Source organism: Pseudomonas sp. WC1, assembly GCF_050586565.1.
Taxonomy (GTDB): domain Bacteria; phylum Pseudomonadota; class Gammaproteobacteria; order Pseudomonadales; family Pseudomonadaceae; genus Aquipseudomonas.
On sequence record NZ_JBOBDQ010000017.1, the window covers coordinates 46,728 to 66,578 of the forward strand.

A 19,851-nucleotide genomic window follows, 5' to 3' on the forward strand; every position below is an offset into this window, starting at 1 on the left:
GTCAAACACGACGCATATCATCGAGGTGCCCCGTGGTACAACGTTCCAAAAGCAGCGCCAACTGGCTGCGTGAACATTTCAACGACCCTTTTGTGAAGCAAGCGCAGAAGGATGGTTATCGCTCGCGTGCGAGCTACAAGCTGCTGGAGATCCAGGAGAAAGATCGCCTGATCCGCCCCGGCATGAGCGTGATCGACCTCGGCGCAGCGCCAGGTGGCTGGTCGCAGGTGACCAGTCGTCTGATTGGCGGCCAAGGGCGGTTGATCGCCTCGGACATCCTGGAAATGGACTCGATTCCGGACGTTACCTTCATCCAGGGCGACTTTACCCAGGACGAAGTGCTGCAGCAGATCCTGCAGGCGGTCGGTGATTCGCACGTAGACCTTGTGATTTCCGATATGGCCCCCAATATGAGTGGTACGCCCGCGGTGGACATGCCGCGTGCCATGTTCCTCTGCGAACTGGCCCTGGATCTGGCGACCCGCGTGCTCAAGCCCGGCGGGGATTTCCTGATCAAGATCTTCCAGGGCGAGGGTTTCGACATGTACCTGAAGGACGTGCGCAGCAAGTTCGACAAGGTGCAGATGCGCAAGCCGTCGTCCTCGCGGGATCGTTCCCGCGAACAGTACCTGTTGGGCAAGGGTTTCAAGGGAGCGTGAAAGGCGTGCTGCGGGGTTGCCGATAGTTATTTCCAATCGGCGGCTCCGTCTGGATCGTCCGAACTTCGTGTAGTCTAGCTTTCACAAAGGGTTACAGACGGTGCCTGCGGATGCGTGGGTAATGTAGTAAGTTAGGGCGATGAATATCATGCGAGGCACGGCTGCGTCGTGCGCCGGCCTCAGAGGGTAGCGAATTGAACGACATGGCAAAGAATCTGATCCTCTGGTTGATCATCGCCGCCGTCCTGGTGACGGTGATGAACAACTTCTCGAGCCCTAACGAGCCGCAGACCCTCAACTATTCCGACTTCATCCAGCAGGTCAAGGATGGCAAGGTCGAGCGCGTGACCGTCGACGGCTACATCATTACCGGCAAGCGCACCGACGGCGACAACTTCAAGACCGTCCGCCCAGCCATCACGGATAACGGCCTGATCGGTGACCTGGTCGATAACCACGTCACCGTCGAAGGCAAGCAGCCTGAGCAGCAGAGCATCTGGACGCAACTGTTGGTCGCCAGCTTCCCGATTCTGGTGATCATCGCCGTGTTCATGTTCTTCATGCGCCAGATGCAGGGCGGTGCCGGTGGTAAAGGCGGCCCGATGAGCTTCGGCAAGAGCAAGGCGCGCCTGCTGTCCGAAGACCAGGTCAAGACTACCCTGGCTGACGTTGCCGGTTGCGACGAGGCCAAGGAAGAAGTTGGCGAACTGGTCGAGTTCCTGCGTGACCCTGGCAAGTTCCAGCGCCTGGGTGGCCGCATCCCCCGCGGTGTGCTGATGGTCGGTCCGCCCGGTACCGGTAAGACCCTGCTGGCCAAGGCCATCGCCGGCGAAGCCAAGGTGCCGTTCTTCACCATTTCCGGTTCCGACTTCGTCGAGATGTTCGTCGGCGTGGGTGCCAGCCGCGTGCGCGACATGTTCGAGCAGGCCAAGAAGCACGCACCATGCATCATCTTCATCGACGAGATCGACGCCGTCGGCCGCCACCGTGGCGCCGGCATGGGCGGCGGTCACGACGAGCGTGAGCAGACCCTGAACCAGTTGCTGGTCGAAATGGATGGCTTCGAGATGAACGATGGCATCATCGTCATCGCCGCCACCAACCGCCCTGACGTGCTCGACCCGGCGCTGCTGCGCCCGGGCCGCTTCGACCGCCAGGTGGTGGTCGGCCTGCCGGACATCCGTGGTCGTGAGCAGATCCTCAAAGTGCACATGCGCAAGGTGCCAATCGGCGAGAACGTCAACGCGGCGGTCATCGCCCGCGGTACCCCTGGCTTCTCCGGTGCCGACCTGGCCAACCTGGTCAACGAGGCGTCGCTGTTCGCTGCCCGTTCCAGCAAGCGCGTGGTCGAGATGAAGGAGTTCGAGCTGGCCAAGGACAAGATCATGATGGGCGCCGAGCGCAAGACCATGGTCATGTCCGAGAAAGAGAAGCAGAACACCGCTTACCACGAAGCTGGTCACGCCATCGTCGGCCGTGTCGTCCCCGAGCATGATCCGGTGTACAAGGTATCGATCATTCCGCGTGGTCGTGCCCTGGGTGTGACCATGTTCCTGCCGGAAGAAGACCGTTACAGCCTGTCCAAGCGTGCGCTGATCAGCCAGATCTGCTCGCTTTACGGCGGTCGTATCGCTGAAGAGATGACCCTGGGCTTCGACGGTGTGACCACTGGCGCCTCCAACGACATCATGCGTGCGAGCCAGATTGCCCGGAACATGGTCACCAAGTGGGGCCTGTCCGAAAAACTCGGGCCGCTGATGTACGCCGAAGAAGAGGGCGAGGTGTTCCTCGGCCGCAGCGCGGGTAGCCAGCATGCCAGCGTTTCCGGCGAGACGGCGAAGATGATCGACTCCGAAGTGCGCAGCATCATCGACCAGTGCTATGCCACGGCCAAGCAGATTCTCACCGACAATCGCGACAAGCTCGACGCCATGGCCGAGGCATTGATGAAGTACGAAACCATCGATGCCGACCAGATCGACGACATCATGGCTGGCCGCACTCCGCGTGAGCCACGTGACTGGGACAACGATGCCGGGACCTCTGGCAAGCAGGCTTCCCAGGATGATCGTCCGGAGTCGCCGATCGGCGGTCCAGCGGCTCAACACTAAGGGCATCTATGAGCTCTAAGCAGTACCCGGCCCGGTTGCCTTGTGGCAACCGGGTTCTTGATTTGTCCCGTACCCATGTCATGGGTATTCTCAACGTCACCCCAGACTCGTTCTCCGATGGTGGGCGCTTCAATCAGCGCGACGAGGCCCTGCGTCATGCTGAAGCCATGGTTTCAGCGGGTGCTACGCTGATCGATGTCGGAGGCGAGTCCACCCGGCCTGGTGCGCGAGCGATATCCCCGCTCGAGGAGTTGGAGCGCGTCGCGCCGATCGTCGAAGCGATCAACAGCCGGCTCGACGTGGTCATCTCGGTCGATACCTCCACGCCCGCGGTCATGCGCGAATCCGCGCGCCTCGGCGCTGGCTTGATCAACGACGTGCGCGCTCTGGAGCGCGACGGTGCGCTGGATGCGGCGGCGGACACCGGCTTGCCGGTGTGTCTCATGCACATGCGCGGCGAGCCGGGCAACATGCAGGACAATCCGCAGTATGAAGATGTGACAGCCGATGTTACGCGCTATCTTGAACAGCGTATGGCTGCCTGCGCGGCGGCTGGCATCGGGGCTGAACGCATCCTCCTCGACCCGGGGTTCGGCTTTGCCAAGACCCTTGAGCACAACCTCAGCCTTTTCAAGCACATGGAAGCGCTCTATCGCCTCGGGAGGCCGCTTCTGGTGGGCGTCTCGCGCAAGAGCATGATCGGCCTCGCGCTGGGTCGCCCCGTTGGTGAGCGCCTGTACGGTAGCCTGGCGCTGGCGGCATTGGCCATGACCAAGGGTGCGAGCATCCTGCGGGTGCATGACGTGGCGGAAACCGTCGACGTGGTGCGCATGATCGCGGCCGTGCAGAACGCCGAATAAGAACATTGGAGTCACTATGAGCAGAAAATACTTTGGTACCGATGGTATCCGTGGTCGCGTTGGCCAGTTCCCCATCACCCCGGACTTCATGCTGAAACTCGGCTGGGCGGCGGGCATGGCCTTCCGCAAGCAGGGAAATTGCCGAGTGCTGGTCGGCAAGGACACGCGTATCTCGGGTTACATGTTCGAGTCCGCGCTGGAGGCCGGCCTGTCTGCGGCCGGCGCCGATGTGATGCTGCTCGGGCCGATGCCGACGCCTGCCATCGCTTACCTGACGCGCACTTTCCATGCTGAAGCGGGTATCGTCATCAGCGCCTCGCACAATCCGCATGATGACAACGGCATCAAGTTTTTCTCCGGCGCCGGTACCAAGCTGCCGGATGAAGTCGAGCTGATGATCGAGGAACTGCTCGACCAGCCGATGACCGTTGTCGAGTCCAGCAAGCTGGGCAAGGTTTCGCGTATCAACGACGCGGCGGGGCGCTATATCGAGTTCTGCAAGAGCAGCGTGCCTAGTAGCACCAGCTTCGATGGCCTCAAGATCGTGGTGGACTGCGCGCACGGCGCCACCTACAAGGTCGCGCCGAGCGTGTTCCGTGAGCTCGGTGCCGAAGTCACGGTACTGCACGCAGCGCCAGATGGCCTGAACATCAACGAGGGCTGTGGTTCGACCCATATCGAGTCGCTGCAGGCCGCGGTGCTGGTCGGGCATGCGGACATCGGCATCGCCTTCGACGGCGACGGTGACCGTGTGCTGATGGTCGACCACACCGGCACTATCGTCGACGGCGACGAGTTGCTGTTCATCATTGGCCGCGACTTGCAGGAGCGCGGCAAGCTGCAAGGCGGCGTGGTCGGTACGTTGATGAGCAACCTGGGCCTGGAGTTGGCGTTCAAGGAGCTTGATATTCCGTTCGTGCGCGCCAAGGTGGGTGATCGCTACGTGATGGCCGAGCTGCTCGAGCGCGAATGGCTGCTGGGTGGCGAAAATTCCGGGCATGTCGTCTGCGGTAGCCACACCACCACGGGAGACGCGATCATCGCCGCGCTGCAGGTGCTGATGGCGCTCAAGCGCCGAGGCGAGAACCTTGCCCAGGCACGCCAGGCGGTGCGCAAATGCCCTCAGGTGCTGATCAACGTGCGTTTCGCCGCGGGCAAGAGCGATCCCTTGGAAAACCCTTTGGTCAAGGAGGCTAGCGCCAAGGCGACCGAGGCCATGGCGGGGCGCGGCCGTGTGTTGCTGCGCAAGTCGGGTACCGAGCCGTTGGTGCGGGTGATGGTAGAGGGTGACGACGAAACCCAGGTGCGCGGTCATGCCGAAGCCCTGGCCAAGCTCGTTGAAGAAGTTTGTGCCTGAAAGAGGCTTGCCAGCGCAGATCGGGTTGGGTAAGATCTGCGCCCACTTTGACCGACGAGGTAAAGCATGCGTCGCCCCATGGTAGCTGGTAACTGGAAGATGCACGGTACCCGCGCCAGCGTCGCTGAGCTGACTCAGGGTTTGGGCAAAATGCTCATTCCCGACGGTATCGAAGTCGCGGTGTTTCCATCGGCCCTGTTCATCAATGAAGTTGTTGATGGGCTGAAAGGCAAGGGGATCATCGTTGGAGCACAGAATTCTGCGGTACAGCCCGAGCAGGGCGCACTGACCGGTGAAGTTGCACCGAGTCAGTTGTCAGAAGTCGGTTGCAAGTTGGTGTTGATCGGCCATTCGGAGCGTCGCCAGATTATCGGCGAAAGTGACGAAGTGCTGAATCAAAAGTTTGCAGCCGCACAGAAAAGTGGTTTGACGCCAGTGCTCTGTGTAGGGGAAACTCTCGCCGAGCGTGAAGCAGGCAAGACGCTCGAAGTTGTAGGGCGTCAACTAAGCAGTGTAATCGACGCGTTCGGTATCGCCGCTTTTGCCAATGCAGTAATTGCCTATGAGCCTGTATGGGCCATTGGTACAGGTTTGACGGCCTCGCCCCAGCAAGCGCAGGATGTGCATGCAGCCATCCGCAAGCAGTTGGCGGAAAAGGACGCCGAAGTTGCCCGCAAGGTGCAGCTTCTCTACGGCGGCAGCGTGAAGGCGGCTAATGCGGCCGAACTGTTCGGCATGCCGGATATCGATGGGGGGCTCATTGGTGGAGCGTCCCTGAATGCAGACGAATTCGGTGCAATTTGTCGCGCCGCAGGAAACTGAAAAATGCTGGAAACAGTCGTAGTTGTTTTTCATCTGTTGGCAGCACTGTCACTGGTAGTCATGGTGTTGTTGCAGCAGGGTAAAGGTGCGGAAGCAGGTGCATCTTTCGGCGCAGGTGCTTCAAATACTGTGTTCGGAAGCCAAGGTTCCGCTACCTTTTTGAGTAAAGTTACTGCTATACTTGCCGCCACTTTCTTTTTGACTGCACTTGGGTTAGGATACTTCGCCAAGCAGCAGGCTCAGCAGCTGACTCAGGCTGGTCTGCCAGATCCAGCAGTGCTGGAAGTCAAAGAGCAAAAGCCGGCAGTCAATGATGATGTACCGGTGCTCCAGCAGCAGAAGAGTGAAACCACCAACTCTGGTGATGTACCTCCTCCAGCCAAAGAGCAGCAGTAACGGGTTTCAAATGTAGTATTGCCGAGGTGGTGGAATTGGTAGACACGCAACCTTGAGGTGGTTGTGCCCATAGGGTGTAGGGGTTCGAGTCCCCTTCTCGGTACCAATTGAAGCATGAGAGCCCGCTTTAGCGGGCTTTCTTGCAGGTGGAGGTCGGATTGACCCAGCAAAGGGTTCAGTCTTATACTTTCGCCCCAGCTTTGTCGCGGGGTGGAGCAGCTTGGTAGCTCGTCGGGCTCATAACCCGAAGGTCGTTGGTTCAAATCCAGCCCCCGCAACCAGCTTCAGCAGAGCCCCTTTTCAGGGGCTTTTTGCTAGCCGAACAGTTTTGGCGTCGTTGTCCAACGGCGCTTTCAGGGATGGGCGCTTCGCCCATTTTTTATTTGCACAGCATGCACGAGGGGGTTCAGGTGTCGAGCAAGCTAGAACAGTTGCAGGCCTTGTTGGCCCCGGTTGTCGAGGGCCTGGGCTACCAATGCTGGGGGATCGAATACGTCTCCCAAGGCAAGCATTCGGTACTGCGTATCTATATCGACAAGGAAGGCGGCATCCTGGTGGAAGACTGCGAAGCCGTCAGCCGTCAGGCCAGCGCCATCCTCGATGTGGAAGATCCGATCAGCTCTGAATATACCCTCGAGGTGTCCTCTCCAGGCATGGACCGCCCGCTGTTCACCTTAGAACAGTTTGCAGCGCATGCCGGCGAGCAGGTGAAGATCAAGCTGCGTACGCCCTTCGAGGGCCGTCGTAACTTCCAGGGCCTTCTCCGTGGTGTGGAGGAACAGGATGTGGTGGTGCAGGTAGACCAGCACGAGTTCCTGTTGCCGATCGACTCGATCGACAAGGCCAATATTATTCCCAGTTTTGACTGAGACGTGCCGGGCCCGGCGGATGTTCCGGGGCCAATGGCTTGCGCAAGGCGAGGCGTACGATGAGCAAAGAAGTACTGCTGGTTGTTGAATCGGTATCCAACGAGAAAGGTGTACCGCCAGGCGTCATTTTCGAAGCGCTGGAAGTGGCCCTGGCCACTGCAACCAAAAAACGTTTTGAGGACGAAGTCGACCTGCGTGTGGAAATCAACCGCCACACCGGTAGCTACGAGACCTTCCGCCGCTGGACCGTGGTCGATGAAAACGACCTGGATGATCCGGCGATCGAGACCTGGCTGGAAAAGATCCAGGACACGCATCCGGATGCCAAGATCGGTGACGTGATCGAAGAGAAGATCGAGTCGATCGAGTTCGGTCGCATCGCCGCGCAGACCGCCAAACAGGTCATCGTGCAGAAGGTCCGCGAGGCCGAGCGCGCCCAGGTGGTCGATGCCTACCGCGAGCGCGTGGGCGAGATCATCTCCGGTACTGTCAAGAAGGTCACCCGCGACAACGTCATCGTCGACCTGGGCAACAATGCCGAGGCGCTGCTGGCGCGTGAAGACATCATTCCCCGTGAGACCTTCCGTGTCGGCGTGCGCCTGCGTGCGCTGCTCAAGGAAATCCGCACCGAGAACCGCGGCCCGCAGCTGATCCTGTCGCGCACTGCGCCGCAGATGCTGATCGAGCTGTTCCGCATCGAAGTGCCGGAAATCGCCGAAGGCCTCATCGAAGTCATGGCCGCCTCCCGTGATCCGGGTTCGCGTGCCAAGATCGCCGTCCGCTCCAAGGACAAGCGCATCGACCCGCAGGGTGCCTGTATCGGCATGCGTGGTTCGCGCGTCCAGGCCGTATCCGGCGAGCTGGGTGGTGAGCGTGTGGATATCGTCCTCTGGGACGAGAACCCGGCGCAGTTCGTCATCAACGCCATGTCGCCGGCAGAGGTTGCCGCGATCATCGTTGACGAGGACGCCCATGCGATGGATATCGCCGTTGCCGAGGACAACCTGGCCCAGGCGATTGGCCGTGGTGGCCAGAACGTCCGCCTGGCCAGCCAGCTGACCGCATGGACCCTGAACGTGATGACCGAGAAGGACATCCAGGCCAAGCAGCAAGCTGAAACCGGCGACATCCTGCGTAATTTTGTCGAGGAACTGGAAGTCGACGAGGAGCTGGCACAAGTGCTGGTCGACGAAGGCTTTACCAGCCTCGAAGAAATTGCCTACGTACCGTTGGAAGAAATGCTCAACATCGATGGCTTTGACGAGGAAATCGTCAATGAGCTCCGCGCTCGAGCCAAGGACCGTTTGTTGACCAAGGCCATCGCTACCGAAGAAAAACTGGCAGACGCCCATCCGGCCGAAGACCTGCTCTCCCTTGAGGGCATGGACAAGGACCTGGCGGCGGAACTGGCGGTGCGCGGCGTGGTTAACCGCGAAGACCTGGCCGAGCAGTCGATCGACGACCTGCTCGACATCGACGGCATCGACGAAGAGCGTGCCGGCAAGTTGATCATGGCCGCCCGAGCCCACTGGTTCGAGTAATTAGGCGCGGCCTGAGGAGAGAAGTGCATGACGCAAGTCACGGTGAAAGAACTGGCCCAAGAGGTCGAGGCACCGGTAGAGCGCCTGCTGCAGCAGATGCGTGAGGCAGGTCTGCCGCACACCGACGCCGGTCAGGTAGTGACCGACAATGAGAAGCAGACCCTGCTGACTCATTTGAAGAGCAGCCACAAGAGCAAGGCGGAAGAGCCGCGCAAGATTACCTTGCAGCGCAAGACCACCAGCACTCTGCGTGTCGCCGGTAGCAAAAGCATCAGCGTAGAAGTACGCAAGAAGAAGGTATTCGTGCAGCGCAGCCCGGAAGAGATCCAGGCTGAGCAGAAACGCGAACAGGAAGAGCGCCGTGCGGCTGAAAACGCAGCCCGCGACAAAATTGAAGCCGAAGTTCGCCAGCGTAACGAGGAGCAGGCACGCCGTCAGGCCGCTGAAACTCCGGCCGTTGCGCCAGTGGCCAAGGCTGAACCTGCTGCTGCCCCGGTAGTGGCCAACGCACCGGTGTCCGAAGACGCTGCTGCGCGTGCTGCCGAGCGCAAGAAGGACGAGACCCGTCGTAACGAAAGCCGCACCCGTGATGACGATCGTCGCGGTGGTGGCCAAGCTACCGCCGGCCGTGGCGAAGCGCCGCGCATGTCGGTCAAGGTCAAGGTCAAGGAGAAGGAAAAGGCTCCGACTCCGCGCGCCGCGCCGCGTACCACCGATGAAGAAAGCGATGGTTTCCGTCGTCGCGGTGGCAAGGGTAAAGGCAAGAAGCGCAATGCGCATGGCTTCCAGAGCCCGACTGGCCCGGTTATCCGTGACGTGGCGATCGGCGAGACCATCACTGTCTCCGATCTGGCTAACCAGATGTCCGTCAAGGGCGCTGAAGTGGTCAAGTTCATGTTCAAGATGGGGACTCCGGTCACCATCAACCAGGTGCTCGACCAGGAAACCGCTCAGCTGGTAGCAGAAGAGCTGGGCCACAAGGTAACCCTGATCAGCGACACTGCCCTGGAAGACTCCCTGGCCGAATCGCTGAAGTTCGAAGGCGAGACCACCTCGCGTGCGCCGGTCGTGACCGTCATGGGCCACGTCGACCACGGCAAGACCTCGCTGCTCGACTACATCCGTCGTGCCAAGGTTGCTGCTGGCGAGGCCGGTGGTATCACCCAGCACATCGGTGCCTACCACGTCGAAACCGACCGTGGCATGGTCACCTTCCTCGACACCCCTGGCCACGCTGCGTTCACGCAAATGCGCGCCCGTGGTGCCAAGGCGACCGACATCGTCATCCTGGTGGTGGCGGCGGACGACGGTGTGATGCCACAGACCCGCGAAGCCGTACAGCATGCCAAGGCAGCTGGCGTACCGCTGGTCGTTGCAGTGAACAAGATCGACAAGCCAGGCGCAGACCTCGACCGCATCCGTAACGAGCTGTCCGTCGAAGGCGTGACCTCCGAGGAGTGGGGTGGTGATACCCCGTTCGTCAAGGTTTCGGCGAAGATGGGTACCGGCGTCGACGAGTTGCTCGAAGCTGTCCTGTTGCAGGCCGAGATTCTCGAACTCAAGGCTACCCCGACCGCCCCTGGTCGTGGTGTCGTGGTCGAGTCGCGTCTGGACAAGGGCCGTGGCCCGGTGGCGACCATCCTGGTTCAGGACGGCACCCTGCGTCAGGGCGACATGGTCCTGGTCGGCTCCAACTATGGCCGCGTGCGTGCCATGCTCGACGAGAACGGCAAGCCTGTGAAGGAAGCCGGCCCGTCGATCCCGGTCGAGATCCTCGGCCTGGACGGTACGCCGGATGCCGGCGAAGAGATGTCGGTGGTTGCCGACGAGAAGAAAGCGCGTGAAGTTGCGCTGTTCCGTCAAGGCAAGTTCCGTGAGGTCAAGCTGGCCCGTGCTCACGCCGGCAAGCTGGAAAACATCTTCGAGACCATGGGTCAGGAAGAGAAGAAAACCCTCAACATCGTCCTCAAGACCGACGTGCGCGGTTCCCTCGAGGCGCTGCAAGGTTCGCTCGGCGGCCTGGGCAACGACGAAGTTCAGGTTCGCGTCATCGGTGGCGGCGTCGGTGGTATCACCGAAAGCGACGCCAACCTGGCGCTGGCGTCCAACGCTGTACTGTTCGGCTTCAACGTGCGTGCCGATGCCGGCGCGCGCAAGATCGTCGAGCAGGAAGGTCTGGATATGCGTTACTACAACGTGATCTACGACATCATCGAAGACGTCAAGAAAGCCCTGACCGGCATGCTCGGCAGCGATGTTCGCGAGAACATCCTGGGTGTCGCCGAAGTCCGTGACGTGTTCCGTTCGCCGAAGTTCGGCGCCATCGCTGGCTGTATGGTCATCGAGGGTACCGTGTACCGCAACCGTCCGATCCGCGTTCTGCGCGACGACGTGGTGATCTTCGAAGGCGAGCTGGAGTCGCTGCGTCGCTTCAAGGACGATGCGTCCGAAGTACGCAACGGCATGGAGTGCGGTATTGGCGTCAAGAGCTACAACGACGTCAAGGTCGGCGACAAGATCGAAGTGTTCGAGAAAGTCCAGGTGGCTCGTACCCTGTAAGGGCCGAGCGTGGTGCAGGCCCCGCCCCAGGGCGGTTGCCTGAACCTCTGAAGGTAGCGCCCGGTCAGGCTTCGAGCTTGACCGGGCGTTTGCCGCTTTAAGATACAGGTAGCAAGAATGGCAAAAGAATACAGCCGTACCCAACGTATCGGTGATCAGATGCAGCGTGAGCTTGCAGAGCTGATCCGCCGTGAAGTCAAAGACCCGCGTGTCGGCCTGGTGACCATCACCGCCGTAGACGTCAGCCGTGACCTCGGCCATGCCAAGGTGTTCATCACCGTCATGGGCGAAGAAACCCCGGACGCCGTCAAGCAGTCGCTCAAGGCCTTGAACAGCGCCGCCAGCTTCCTGCGTCTGCACCTGGGGCGCTCGATGCAACTGCGCAGCGTGCCGCAGCTGCATTTCCACTTCGATGAAAGCGTGAGCCGCGGTGTGCATCTGTCGGCGCTGATCGAACGTGCGGTGGCCGAAGACCGCCAGCACCAGGATGCCGACGCGCCGGACACCAAGGAGTAAGCGGTGGCCCAGGTCAAACGTATCCGCCGCAATGTCAGCGGCATCATCCTGCTCGACAAGCCGCTGGGGTTCACCTCCAACGCTGCCCTGCAGAAGGTCCGCTGGCTGCTCAACGCAGAGAAGGCCGGCCACACCGGCAGCCTCGACCCGCTGGCCACCGGCGTGCTGCCGCTGTGCTTCGGCGAGGCCACCAAGTTCTCGCAGTACCTGCTCGATTCCGACAAGGGCTACGAGACAGTGATGCAGATGGGCCAGACCACCACCACCGGGGACGCCGAAGGCGAAGTGCTGAAGACCCGCGACGTGACCGTTGGTCGCGCCGACATCGAAGCGGTCATCCCGCGTTTTCGCGGTGAAATCCAGCAGGTGCCGCCGATGTACTCGGCCCTCAAACGCGACGGCCAGCCGCTGTACAAACTGGCGCGCGCAGGAGAGGTAGTGGAGCGCGAGGCGCGTTCTGTTACTATTGGCCGGCTGGACCTGCTGGAGTGCGAAGGCACCCGGGCACGCCTGTCGGTTGGCTGCAGCAAGGGAACCTATATTCGCACCCTGGTGGAGGATATGGGCGAGGCGTTGGGCTGTGGTGCCTACGTCGCCGAGCTACGCCGCACCCAGGCCGGCCCCTTCGAGCTGGCCCAGACTGTCACGCTCGAAGAGCTGGAACAGGCTCACGCCGAAGGTGGCAACGAAGCGCTCGATCGCTTCCTGATGCCCTCGGACAGCGGCTTGCAGGACTGGCCATTGGTGGTATTGTCCGAGCACAGCGCGTTCTATTGGCTACATGGCCAGGCAGTACGTGCGCCGGACGCGCCGCAATTCGGCATGGTCCGCGTACAGGATCACAATGCCCGCTTCATCGGTATCGGTGAGGTGAGCGAAGACGGGCGCATTGCGCCGCGTCGACTGATTCGGTCGGAATGACCGATACCACAGGGCGAGGTCAACGCTTTGCCCTGCGGATTCGAGGATGGCTGTCAGTAGGCACGGTCATTACTCTTTTTATTAATACAGGGATCCAGTCCCTGGCCTATTGGACCCCGCTTGCGGGATCCGTTTATCAGGAGAAGCCAAATGGCCCTCAGCGTCGAAGAAAAAGCTCAGATCGTTGCAGACTATCAGCAAGCCGCCGGCGACACCGGTAGCCCGGAAGTACAGGTTGCCCTGCTGACCTTCAACATCAACAAGCTGCAAGGCCACTTCAAGGCCAACGAAAAAGACCACCACTCCCGTCGTGGTCTGATCCGTATGGTCAACCAGCGTCGTAAGCTGCTGGATTACCTGAAGGGTAAAGACACCACTCGTTACAGCGCCCTGATCGGTCGCCTGGGCCTGCGTCGCTAATAGCGGCCTGGCCAGTGGTGTTGCATGGTGTGTCGCATTCTTCGGCAACGCTGCCTGCCAGCGTCGCCGTCGGACACGCCGCGCGATCTGCGAGGTTGGCAGCCTGGTGTGCCGAGCGGTTTATCCGCCCGGCGCCAGGCTCCCAGCCTCGTGTTGTATCTGGACGGTCAATGGGGCCGATTCCCCGTTCTGCCCAAGAATTCGCAAGAACCAGTTCCCCCAAGAGCCACTGAAAAAGGTAGGAAACCGTGAACCCGGTAATCAAGCAATTCCAGTTCGGTCAATCGACCGTTACCCTCGAAACGGGCCGCATTGCCCGTCAGGCCACCGGCGCCGTGCTGGTCACCGTCGACAACGATGTCACCGTGCTGGTGACCGTGGTCGGTGCCAAGCATGCCGACCCGAGCAAAGGCTTCTTCCCGCTGTCCGTGCACTACCAGGAAAAGACCTACGCCGCTGGCAAGATCCCAGGTGGTTTCTTCAAGCGTGAAGGCCGCCCATCCGAAAAAGAAACCCTGACTTCGCGCCTGATCGACCGCCCGATCCGCCCGCTGTTCCCTGAAGGTTTCATGAACGAAGTGCAGGTTGTCTGCACCGTGGTTTCCACCAGCAAGAAGACCGATCCGGACATCGCTGCGATGATCGGTACCTCGGCTGCCCTGGCCATCTCGGGCATTCCGTTCGAAGGCCCGATCGGCGCCGCCCGCGTTGCCTTCCACGAAAGCACCGGCTACCTGCTGAACCCGACCTACGAGCAGCAGGCCGCCTCGAGCCTGGACATGGTCGTTGCCGGTACCGAGTCGGCCGTACTGATGGTTGAATCGGAAGCCAAAGAGCTGACCGAAGACCAGATGCTGGGCGCCGTACTGTTCGCCCACGACGAATTCCAGGCTGTGATCAAGGCTGTCAAAGAGCTGGCCGCCGAAGCCGCCAAGCCGACCTGGGACTGGAAACCTGCCGTTGCCAACACCGAGCTGTTCAACGCCATCCGCGCCGAGTTCGGCGAAGCGGTGTCGCAGGGCTACACCATCACCGTCAAGGCCGACCGCTACGCGCGTCTGGGCGAGCTGCGCGATCAGGCGATCGCCAAGTTCTCCGGTGAAGAAGGCCAGCCGTCGGCTGGCGAAGTGAAAGACATCTTCGGCGAGATCGAATACCGCACCGTTCGCGAAAACATCGTCAACGGCAAGCCACGTATCGACGGTCGCGACACCAAGACCGTGCGCCCGCTGAACATCGAAGTCGGCGTTCTGCCGAAGACCCACGGTTCGGCCCTGTTCACCCGTGGCGAAACCCAGGCCCTGGTCGTCGCGACCCTGGGTACCGCCCGTGACGCCCAGCTGCTGGACACCCTCGAAGGCGAGAAGAAAGACCCCTTCATGCTGCACTACAACTTCCCGCCGTTCTCGGTAGGTGAATGTGGTCGCATGGGCGGTGCTGGCCGTCGTGAAATCGGCCACGGCCGTCTGGCCCGTCGTTCGGTGCAGGCCATGCTGCCGGCCGCCGACGTGTTCCCGTACACCATCCGCGTGGTATCGGAAATCACCGAGTCGAACGGCTCCAGCTCCATGGCTTCGGTCTGCGGTGCCTCCCTGGCGCTGATGGACGCGGGCGTACCGATGAAGGCGCCGGTTGCCGGTATCGCCATGGGCCTGGTCAAGGAAGGCGAGAAGTTCGCCGTACTGACCGACATCCTGGGTGACGAAGACCACCTCGGCGACATGGACTTCAAGGTAGCCGGTACCGCCAAAGGCGTCACCGCGCTGCAGATGGACATCAAGATCAACGGCATCACCGAAGAGATCATGGAAATCGCCCTGGGCCAGGCCCTGGAAGCGCGCCTGAACATCCTCGGCCAGATGAACCAGATCATCGGCGAGTCGCGTACCGAGCTGTCGGCCAACGCACCGACCATGATCGCGATGAAGATCGACACCGACAAGATCCGTGACGTCATCGGCAAAGGCGGCGCCACCATTCGCGCCATCTGCGAAGAGACCAAGGCTTCGATCGACATCGAAGACGACGGCTCGATCAAGATCTTCGGCGAAACCAAGGAAGCCGCGGACGCTGCCAAGCAGCGCATCCTGGGCATCACCGCCGAAGCCGAGATTGGCAAGATCTACGTCGGCAAGGTCGAGCGCATCGTCGACTTCGGTGCCTTCGTCAACATCCTGCCGGGCAAGGACGGCCTGGTGCACATCTCCATGCTGAGCGATGCTCGCGTCGAGAAGGTTACCGACGTGCTGAAAGAAGGCCAGGAAGTCGAAGTACTGGTACTGGACGTGGACAACCGCGGCCGTATCAAGCTGTCGATCAAGGACGTTGCCGCTGCCAAGGCATCGGGCGTCTAAGCCTTTCGAGGCTGAAAGGAGGACCCTTCGGGGTCCTTTTTTTATGCCTGCCGCAAAATAGTTGAGAGCATGCATCTTGCACGTGGCTTTTTTCCCGGGATTGCAAAATGCACGGTACTAACTTCTGATTGATTTGTTTAACTCATTGATTTCAAAGGTTTTATAGGGCGTGCAAAAACTGGCACAGCCCCTGCAACTACCTTACTACCTGACGCCAGGAACCAAGGCGCAGACCTTTCGAAAAAACAGGAGTGACTCACATGAAGAAGTTCGCCATTGCTGCCGCTACTGCTACCGCTCTGACCCTGACCATGGCTAACGCAGCTTTTGCTGCCCAGTCCACCCAGGCCCCGATGACGCTTGCGGCCGGTGAGGTGACCAAAGCCAAGGAAGCCACTTCCGACACCTGGATCACCACCAAGGTGAAGGCTGACCTGATGACCGAGAAAGGCGTGCCGGGCAGTGACATCAAGGTTGAAACCAACAAAGGCGTAGTGTCCCTGTCCTCGGACGTGGCCATTACCGATGCGCAGAAGGAAATGGCGGTTGCCATCGCCAAGAAGATCAAGGGCGTACAGGCCGTCTCGGCTGATGGCCTGAAAGCCGAATAAGGATTGTCCCGTCGGCCAAAAGGATTTGGCCACCCCTTCAAGCAAAAGCCCCGGCAATCGCCGGGGCTTTTCTATTGGCATTCAGGAAAGCGGCTTCAGTTCACCGGGTTCCGGGCGATCACATCGCTCTCGAAACACACCTGCTCTTCGATCAGCGGCTCCACCAAGGGGCGGCTGTCCCGAAAATGCGCGGTCCGGGTATGCGCCTCGTACGCCTCATCGTCCTGGTAGATCTCGTACAGGTAGATGACATCGGCATTCTCCCGATCCTGCGAGACATCGAATACCAGGCAACCCGGCTCGGTGGCGACCGACGCTGCGGCGTTGGCATTGATGGCTGCCAGGAAGGTATCGGCGGTGCCGGGTTTCACGCGCGTCTTGATAAATAGGCAGTACACATGACGTTCCTTTTGTTTTAAATTCTATTATGAATTGTATACAAAAAAAGGAGCCGCGCTCATGTCCGATCTACCTGCCCGCCCAGGCCGTCTCAATGGCTTGCGGCACATCGCCCTGCTGGTCCCCAACCTGGAGGAGTGCGAGCGTTTCTACGTGGATGTGCTGGGCATGGAGGTGCTCAACCGTGCCAATGAAGACCTGGTCTATCTCACCTGCGGCAACGACAACCTGTCGCTCGGGCGCGGCGCAGGTGCTGCCAACGGGCTGCAGACCTTGGATCATTATGGGTTCATCGTCGACAGCGTGGAGGAGTTGGAGGCCTGGTATCAGTACTTCAAAGCCCATGGCGTGACGCTGCTGGATCGCCCGTTCAATCACGGCGATGGCGCGCGCAGCTTCCATTTGCTGGACCCGGCTGGGAACAAGGTGCAGCCGCTGTATCACCCGGCGGTATCGGGGCAGCGGCTGGCCTGACCGTATCTATCGCCGGCGATGAGGGCGACTCGGTCGAGGGTTACTCGGCATCCAGGTGCATCGGCGTCACCACGCGGCCATCGCTCTCGGCCTGGCCGAGGTTGGTGTCGATGAAGTACACGCGGTCATCTTCCAGCTGGCCCTTGTCCACCAGATAGTCCTTGATGCTGCTGGCCCGCTCCTGGCCCAGGTTGCGCAGCAACACGGCGCTTTCCGCCCAGGACTTGATCACCGCCTCGCGCAGCTTGGCGCTGCGCTCGTCACGGCCCAGGTCCTGCCATTCAGCCGGGGGCTGCTGTTTCAGGCGGGTACGGTAGATGCCCTCGAGCATCGCCGGCTTATCGCTGTCGTCCACCACCAGCAACGAAGCATTGGCCGGCACCTTGTCGCCCCGACGCTGGAGGATCTTGTACCAGGTCGCCTGGTACTCGCGCTCCAGGCGCTGCTGGGCAATCAGCGGGCCGTCACTGCTCTGGGCCGCCGTGCCTTCGATTTCCAGGCGCAGCTCGGGGCGCTCCTTGAGGGCCGAGGCGAGCTTGTCCAGGGATGTTTGCACGTCGGGGGTGAGGTCGCTGGAGCCCGGCGCGAACGAGACATTGCCCAGATCTTCCGCGCCGCCACCGGCGACCAGCCCGCCAAGCAGCTTGAACGGCGCCTGCGCCGCGCGCAGCACCAGGTTGCGCAGGGTCTGCCAGACGATCGGCATCACGCTGAACTGTGGGTTGTTGAGGTCGCCCGACACCGGCAGCTCGATGGAAATCCTGCCTTCGGTATCCTTGAGCAAGGCCACCGCCAGGCGGATCGGCAGGTCCACGGCATCCGGGCTGTCGACCTTCTCGCCCAGCTGCAGTTGCTCGATCACCACCTTGTTCTCGGCCTTGAGCTGGCCGTTGGTGATCAGGTAATGCAGATCGAGGTTCAACCTGCCCTTGCGGATGCGCATACCGGCGAACTTGCCGGAGTAGGGCGTCAGGGTTGTCAGCTCGACACGCTTGAAGCTGGTGGCGATGTCGAGGCTGGCCAGTGGGTTGAACGGGTTGAGCGCGCCCTTGATGGTCACAGGCGCGTAACGGTCCACCTTGCCCTTGATGTCGACCTTGGCCGGGAGCGGCTTGCGGTTGTCGATGGTGCCGATCTGGCCGTTGAGCTGCTGTACCGCGGTGGCGAAGTTAGGTGTCAGGGTCAGGTCGGCGAAGTTGGCCGAGCCGTCATTGATGCTGATCTGGCCGATGCGGATGCCCAGTTCCTTGCCGCTACCGGCAGCGGCGGGCTTGCTCGGGGCCGTGGCAGGCTTGTCGGCGGGTTGCGGGATCAGCAGGTCGTCGACGTTGGTGGTGCGGTCTTCGTTGATGATAAAGCGTGCGTAGGGCTGCAGCAGTGTCACCTTGTCGATGGACAGGGCGTCGCCGTGCACGTACGACAGGCCATCGACGTTGACCTGCTGCCATTTGACGAAGTCGCGGTTCTTGATGGTGTCCAGTGTATGCAACTGGTTGGCCTGGGCCTTGCCGGTAATGCTGAAGGCCAGTGGCTCGGTACTCTTCAGATCGACCTTGAGGTCGCTGGAAAGCATGCCGCTGCGCAGTTCCAGGCGGATGAACGGGCTGATGTAGGCCTGCGCCACCCGCAGGTCGATATCGCGGGTGGCAACGTCGAGCTTGGCCGAGACCGGTGCCAGGTTGACCTGGCCTGCGGCCTGCAGCTTGCCCTGCTTGCCCACGCCAGTGTCGAGCTTGAGGGTGAAGGGCGACTGGTTGAGGCTGTCGAAATTCTGCAGGTCGAGGTTGAGCGGGCCGACATCCAGGGCCACGGGCTCTTTCTGGCTACGGTCTGCCAGGTGGACCATGTAGTTGCGCGCCTGCACGTCCTTGAGCAGGACCTGCCAGGGCTTGCTCGGCTCTTTGGCAGCCTGTTCTTCCGGGGTTGGCTCGGCGGCGGCGGGCTCGGCCTTTTCCTTTGGCGTGGCCTTGGCCGGCTGGCTGGCGAACAGCTTCTGCCAGTCGAGCTGGCCGTCCTTCTCCAGGGCCGCCCAGGTTTCCAGCTTGTCGCTGCGGATCTTGCCGACGGTGACCAGTTGCTTGGCCAGGTCGATGGAGGTTTCACTCACCTCCAGGCTGGCCAGGCGCGCCAGTGGGCGACCATCCGGGGCCTTGATGGCGAAGGGCGCGACCCGCACCGAAGTGTTGTCCAGCAGCAGTTCGGTTTCCTTGGAAAGGTTGAGCTTGTAGTGGGTGTCGAGACTGACCATGCCGTCTTCCAGCACCAGCGGCACGGCGTCGCGCACGTAAGGCCAGAAGAGCTTCATCTTGCCGTCGGTGACTTTCAGCGTGCCCTCGGAAGCGATCGGCGTCAGGCTGAGAGTGCCGGTCCAGTCGATGCGCCCACCCGCCGGGCCGTTGGCCACCAGGGTCATGTCGGCGTTGTCGTCGGGGAGGGTGCTGAGGTTCTTCAGTTCCAGGTTCATCGAGTCGTAGAGAAACTCGATCGGCTCGCTCGGGCGCAGGTCCTGGAAGTGCAGGTAGCCCTCGCTCAGCTTGATGCTGGCGATGCGCAGCGGGAACGGGTCGCTTGGCGGTTCCTCGGCCTTGGGCTCGCTGGGCGGGAGCTTGAACAGCTGGGCCAGGTTGAGGCTGCCGTCCTTGGCGAACAGCAGCTCGGTGCGCGGCTTGTCCAGCTCCACCGCGTCCAGGCGCACGGCCTTGGTCCATAAGCTGTCGAGGGACAGGTTGGCGTAGAGACGTTCGAAGCCGACCTGCTCCTTGCCGGGCTCGCCGATCTGCAGGCCCCACAGGGTCAGCTCGAGGCTGAACGGATTGAGCTCGATGCGCTGCAGGTGTGCCGGCACCGTGGCGTACTGCGCCAATTGCTGGTTGGCGATGCGCAGGGCGATGCCGGGGAGAATGAAAAAGCCGAGCAGGCTGTACAGGGCCACGAGGGGCACGAGTGCGCCGAGGGCGCGGGTCAATCCTTTGGGCATGTGTC

At 61.3% G+C, this 19,851-nt stretch carries 17 protein-coding genes and 2 tRNA genes; 17 read left to right on the plus strand and 2 right to left on the minus strand.

From position 1 onward, the window contains the following. Positions 1-32: 32 nt before the first annotated feature. The 16 genes from rlmE (at position 33) to ACQ4OD_RS10460 (ending at position 15,996) form a co-directional block, all read left to right on the plus strand. The gene (rlmE, locus tag ACQ4OD_RS10385) at positions 33-659 is read left to right on the plus strand and encodes a 23S rRNA (uridine(2552)-2'-O)-methyltransferase RlmE (protein ID WP_011532133.1); all 627 of its coding nucleotides are present in this window, start codon (positions 33-35) and stop codon (positions 657-659) included. A 203-nt stretch (positions 660-862) separates the two neighbouring features. Further along, entirely contained in the window at positions 863-2,770 is a 1,908-nt protein-coding gene (ftsH, locus tag ACQ4OD_RS10390; RefSeq protein WP_038706866.1) for an ATP-dependent zinc metalloprotease FtsH, read from the plus strand. An 8-nt stretch (positions 2,771-2,778) separates the two neighbouring features. Further along, positions 2,779-3,630, plus strand: a complete 852-nt coding sequence (gene folP / locus ACQ4OD_RS10395; RefSeq protein ID WP_430944247.1) for a dihydropteroate synthase — start codon at positions 2,779-2,781, stop codon at positions 3,628-3,630. Between the two features lie 16 nt (positions 3,631-3,646). Then, positions 3,647-4,987, plus strand: coding sequence for a phosphoglucosamine mutase (gene glmM, locus ACQ4OD_RS10400; protein WP_110701750.1), 1,341 nt, complete (start codon positions 3,647-3,649; stop codon positions 4,985-4,987). A 66-nt stretch (positions 4,988-5,053) separates the two neighbouring features. Next, positions 5,054-5,809 carry a triose-phosphate isomerase gene (gene tpiA, locus ACQ4OD_RS10405; protein ID WP_430944248.1) on the plus strand — a complete coding sequence of 252 codons (756 nt, stop codon included), beginning with the start codon at positions 5,054-5,056 and terminating at the stop codon, positions 5,807-5,809. Between the two features lie 3 nt (positions 5,810-5,812). Next, positions 5,813-6,205, plus strand: a complete 393-nt coding sequence (secG, locus tag ACQ4OD_RS10410; protein WP_430944249.1) for a preprotein translocase subunit SecG — start codon at positions 5,813-5,815, stop codon at positions 6,203-6,205. A gap of 20 nt (positions 6,206-6,225) precedes the next feature. Beyond that, positions 6,226-6,311 (plus strand) — tRNA-Leu (locus ACQ4OD_RS10415). Between the two features lie 98 nt (positions 6,312-6,409). Further along, positions 6,410-6,486, plus strand: a tRNA-Met gene (locus ACQ4OD_RS10420). A gap of 129 nt (positions 6,487-6,615) precedes the next feature. Next, a complete protein-coding gene (gene rimP, locus ACQ4OD_RS10425; RefSeq protein ID WP_038707604.1) occupies positions 6,616-7,074 on the plus strand; it encodes a ribosome maturation factor RimP in 459 nt (152 codons plus the stop codon). 59 nt (positions 7,075-7,133) lie between these two features. Then, on the plus strand, positions 7,134-8,615 hold the full coding sequence (gene nusA, locus ACQ4OD_RS10430) for a transcription termination factor NusA (RefSeq protein ID WP_038706865.1): 1,482 nt from the start codon (positions 7,134-7,136) through the stop codon (positions 8,613-8,615). 27 nt (positions 8,616-8,642) lie between these two features. Beyond that, complete coding sequence (gene infB, locus ACQ4OD_RS10435; protein WP_102683195.1) at positions 8,643-11,174, plus strand: translation initiation factor IF-2; 2,532 nt, start codon at positions 8,643-8,645, stop codon at positions 11,172-11,174. A 117-nt stretch (positions 11,175-11,291) separates the two neighbouring features. After that, a complete protein-coding gene (gene rbfA / locus ACQ4OD_RS10440; RefSeq protein ID WP_023629337.1) occupies positions 11,292-11,690 on the plus strand; it encodes a 30S ribosome-binding factor RbfA in 399 nt (132 codons plus the stop codon). A 3-nt stretch (positions 11,691-11,693) separates the two neighbouring features. After that, positions 11,694-12,611, plus strand: a complete 918-nt coding sequence (gene truB, locus ACQ4OD_RS10445; RefSeq protein ID WP_046854068.1) for a tRNA pseudouridine(55) synthase TruB — start codon at positions 11,694-11,696, stop codon at positions 12,609-12,611. Between the two features lie 150 nt (positions 12,612-12,761). Next, positions 12,762-13,031: a 30S ribosomal protein S15 gene (rpsO, locus tag ACQ4OD_RS10450; protein WP_023629335.1), complete on the plus strand. Its 270-nt coding sequence runs from the start codon at positions 12,762-12,764 to the stop codon at positions 13,029-13,031. 248 nt (positions 13,032-13,279) lie between these two features. Next, positions 13,280-15,385: a polyribonucleotide nucleotidyltransferase gene (gene pnp / locus ACQ4OD_RS10455; protein ID WP_023629334.1), complete on the plus strand. Its 2,106-nt coding sequence runs from the start codon at positions 13,280-13,282 to the stop codon at positions 15,383-15,385. A 260-nt stretch (positions 15,386-15,645) separates the two neighbouring features. After that, positions 15,646-15,996, plus strand: coding sequence for a BON domain-containing protein (locus ACQ4OD_RS10460; RefSeq protein WP_102683196.1), 351 nt, complete (start codon positions 15,646-15,648; stop codon positions 15,994-15,996). A 95-nt stretch (positions 15,997-16,091) separates the two neighbouring features. Here the strand turns inward: ACQ4OD_RS10460 and ACQ4OD_RS10465 are convergent, their stop codons facing one another. Next, positions 16,092-16,394: a putative quinol monooxygenase gene (locus ACQ4OD_RS10465; protein WP_430944250.1), complete on the minus strand. Its 303-nt coding sequence runs from the start codon at positions 16,392-16,394 to the stop codon at positions 16,092-16,094. A gap of 61 nt (positions 16,395-16,455) precedes the next feature. Here ACQ4OD_RS10465 and ACQ4OD_RS10470 point away from each other — a divergent pair, with 61 nt between their 5' ends. Then, positions 16,456-16,869 carry a VOC family protein gene (locus tag ACQ4OD_RS10470; RefSeq protein ID WP_046854071.1) on the plus strand — a complete coding sequence of 138 codons (414 nt, stop codon included), beginning with the start codon at positions 16,456-16,458 and terminating at the stop codon, positions 16,867-16,869. Positions 16,870-16,909: 40 nt separating this feature from the next. Here the strand turns inward: ACQ4OD_RS10470 and ACQ4OD_RS10475 are convergent, their stop codons facing one another. Then, the gene (locus tag ACQ4OD_RS10475; RefSeq protein WP_430944251.1) at positions 16,910-19,846 is read right to left on the minus strand and encodes a DUF748 domain-containing protein; all 2,937 of its coding nucleotides are present in this window, start codon (positions 19,844-19,846) and stop codon (positions 16,910-16,912) included. Between the last annotated feature and the right edge of the window lie 5 nt (positions 19,847-19,851).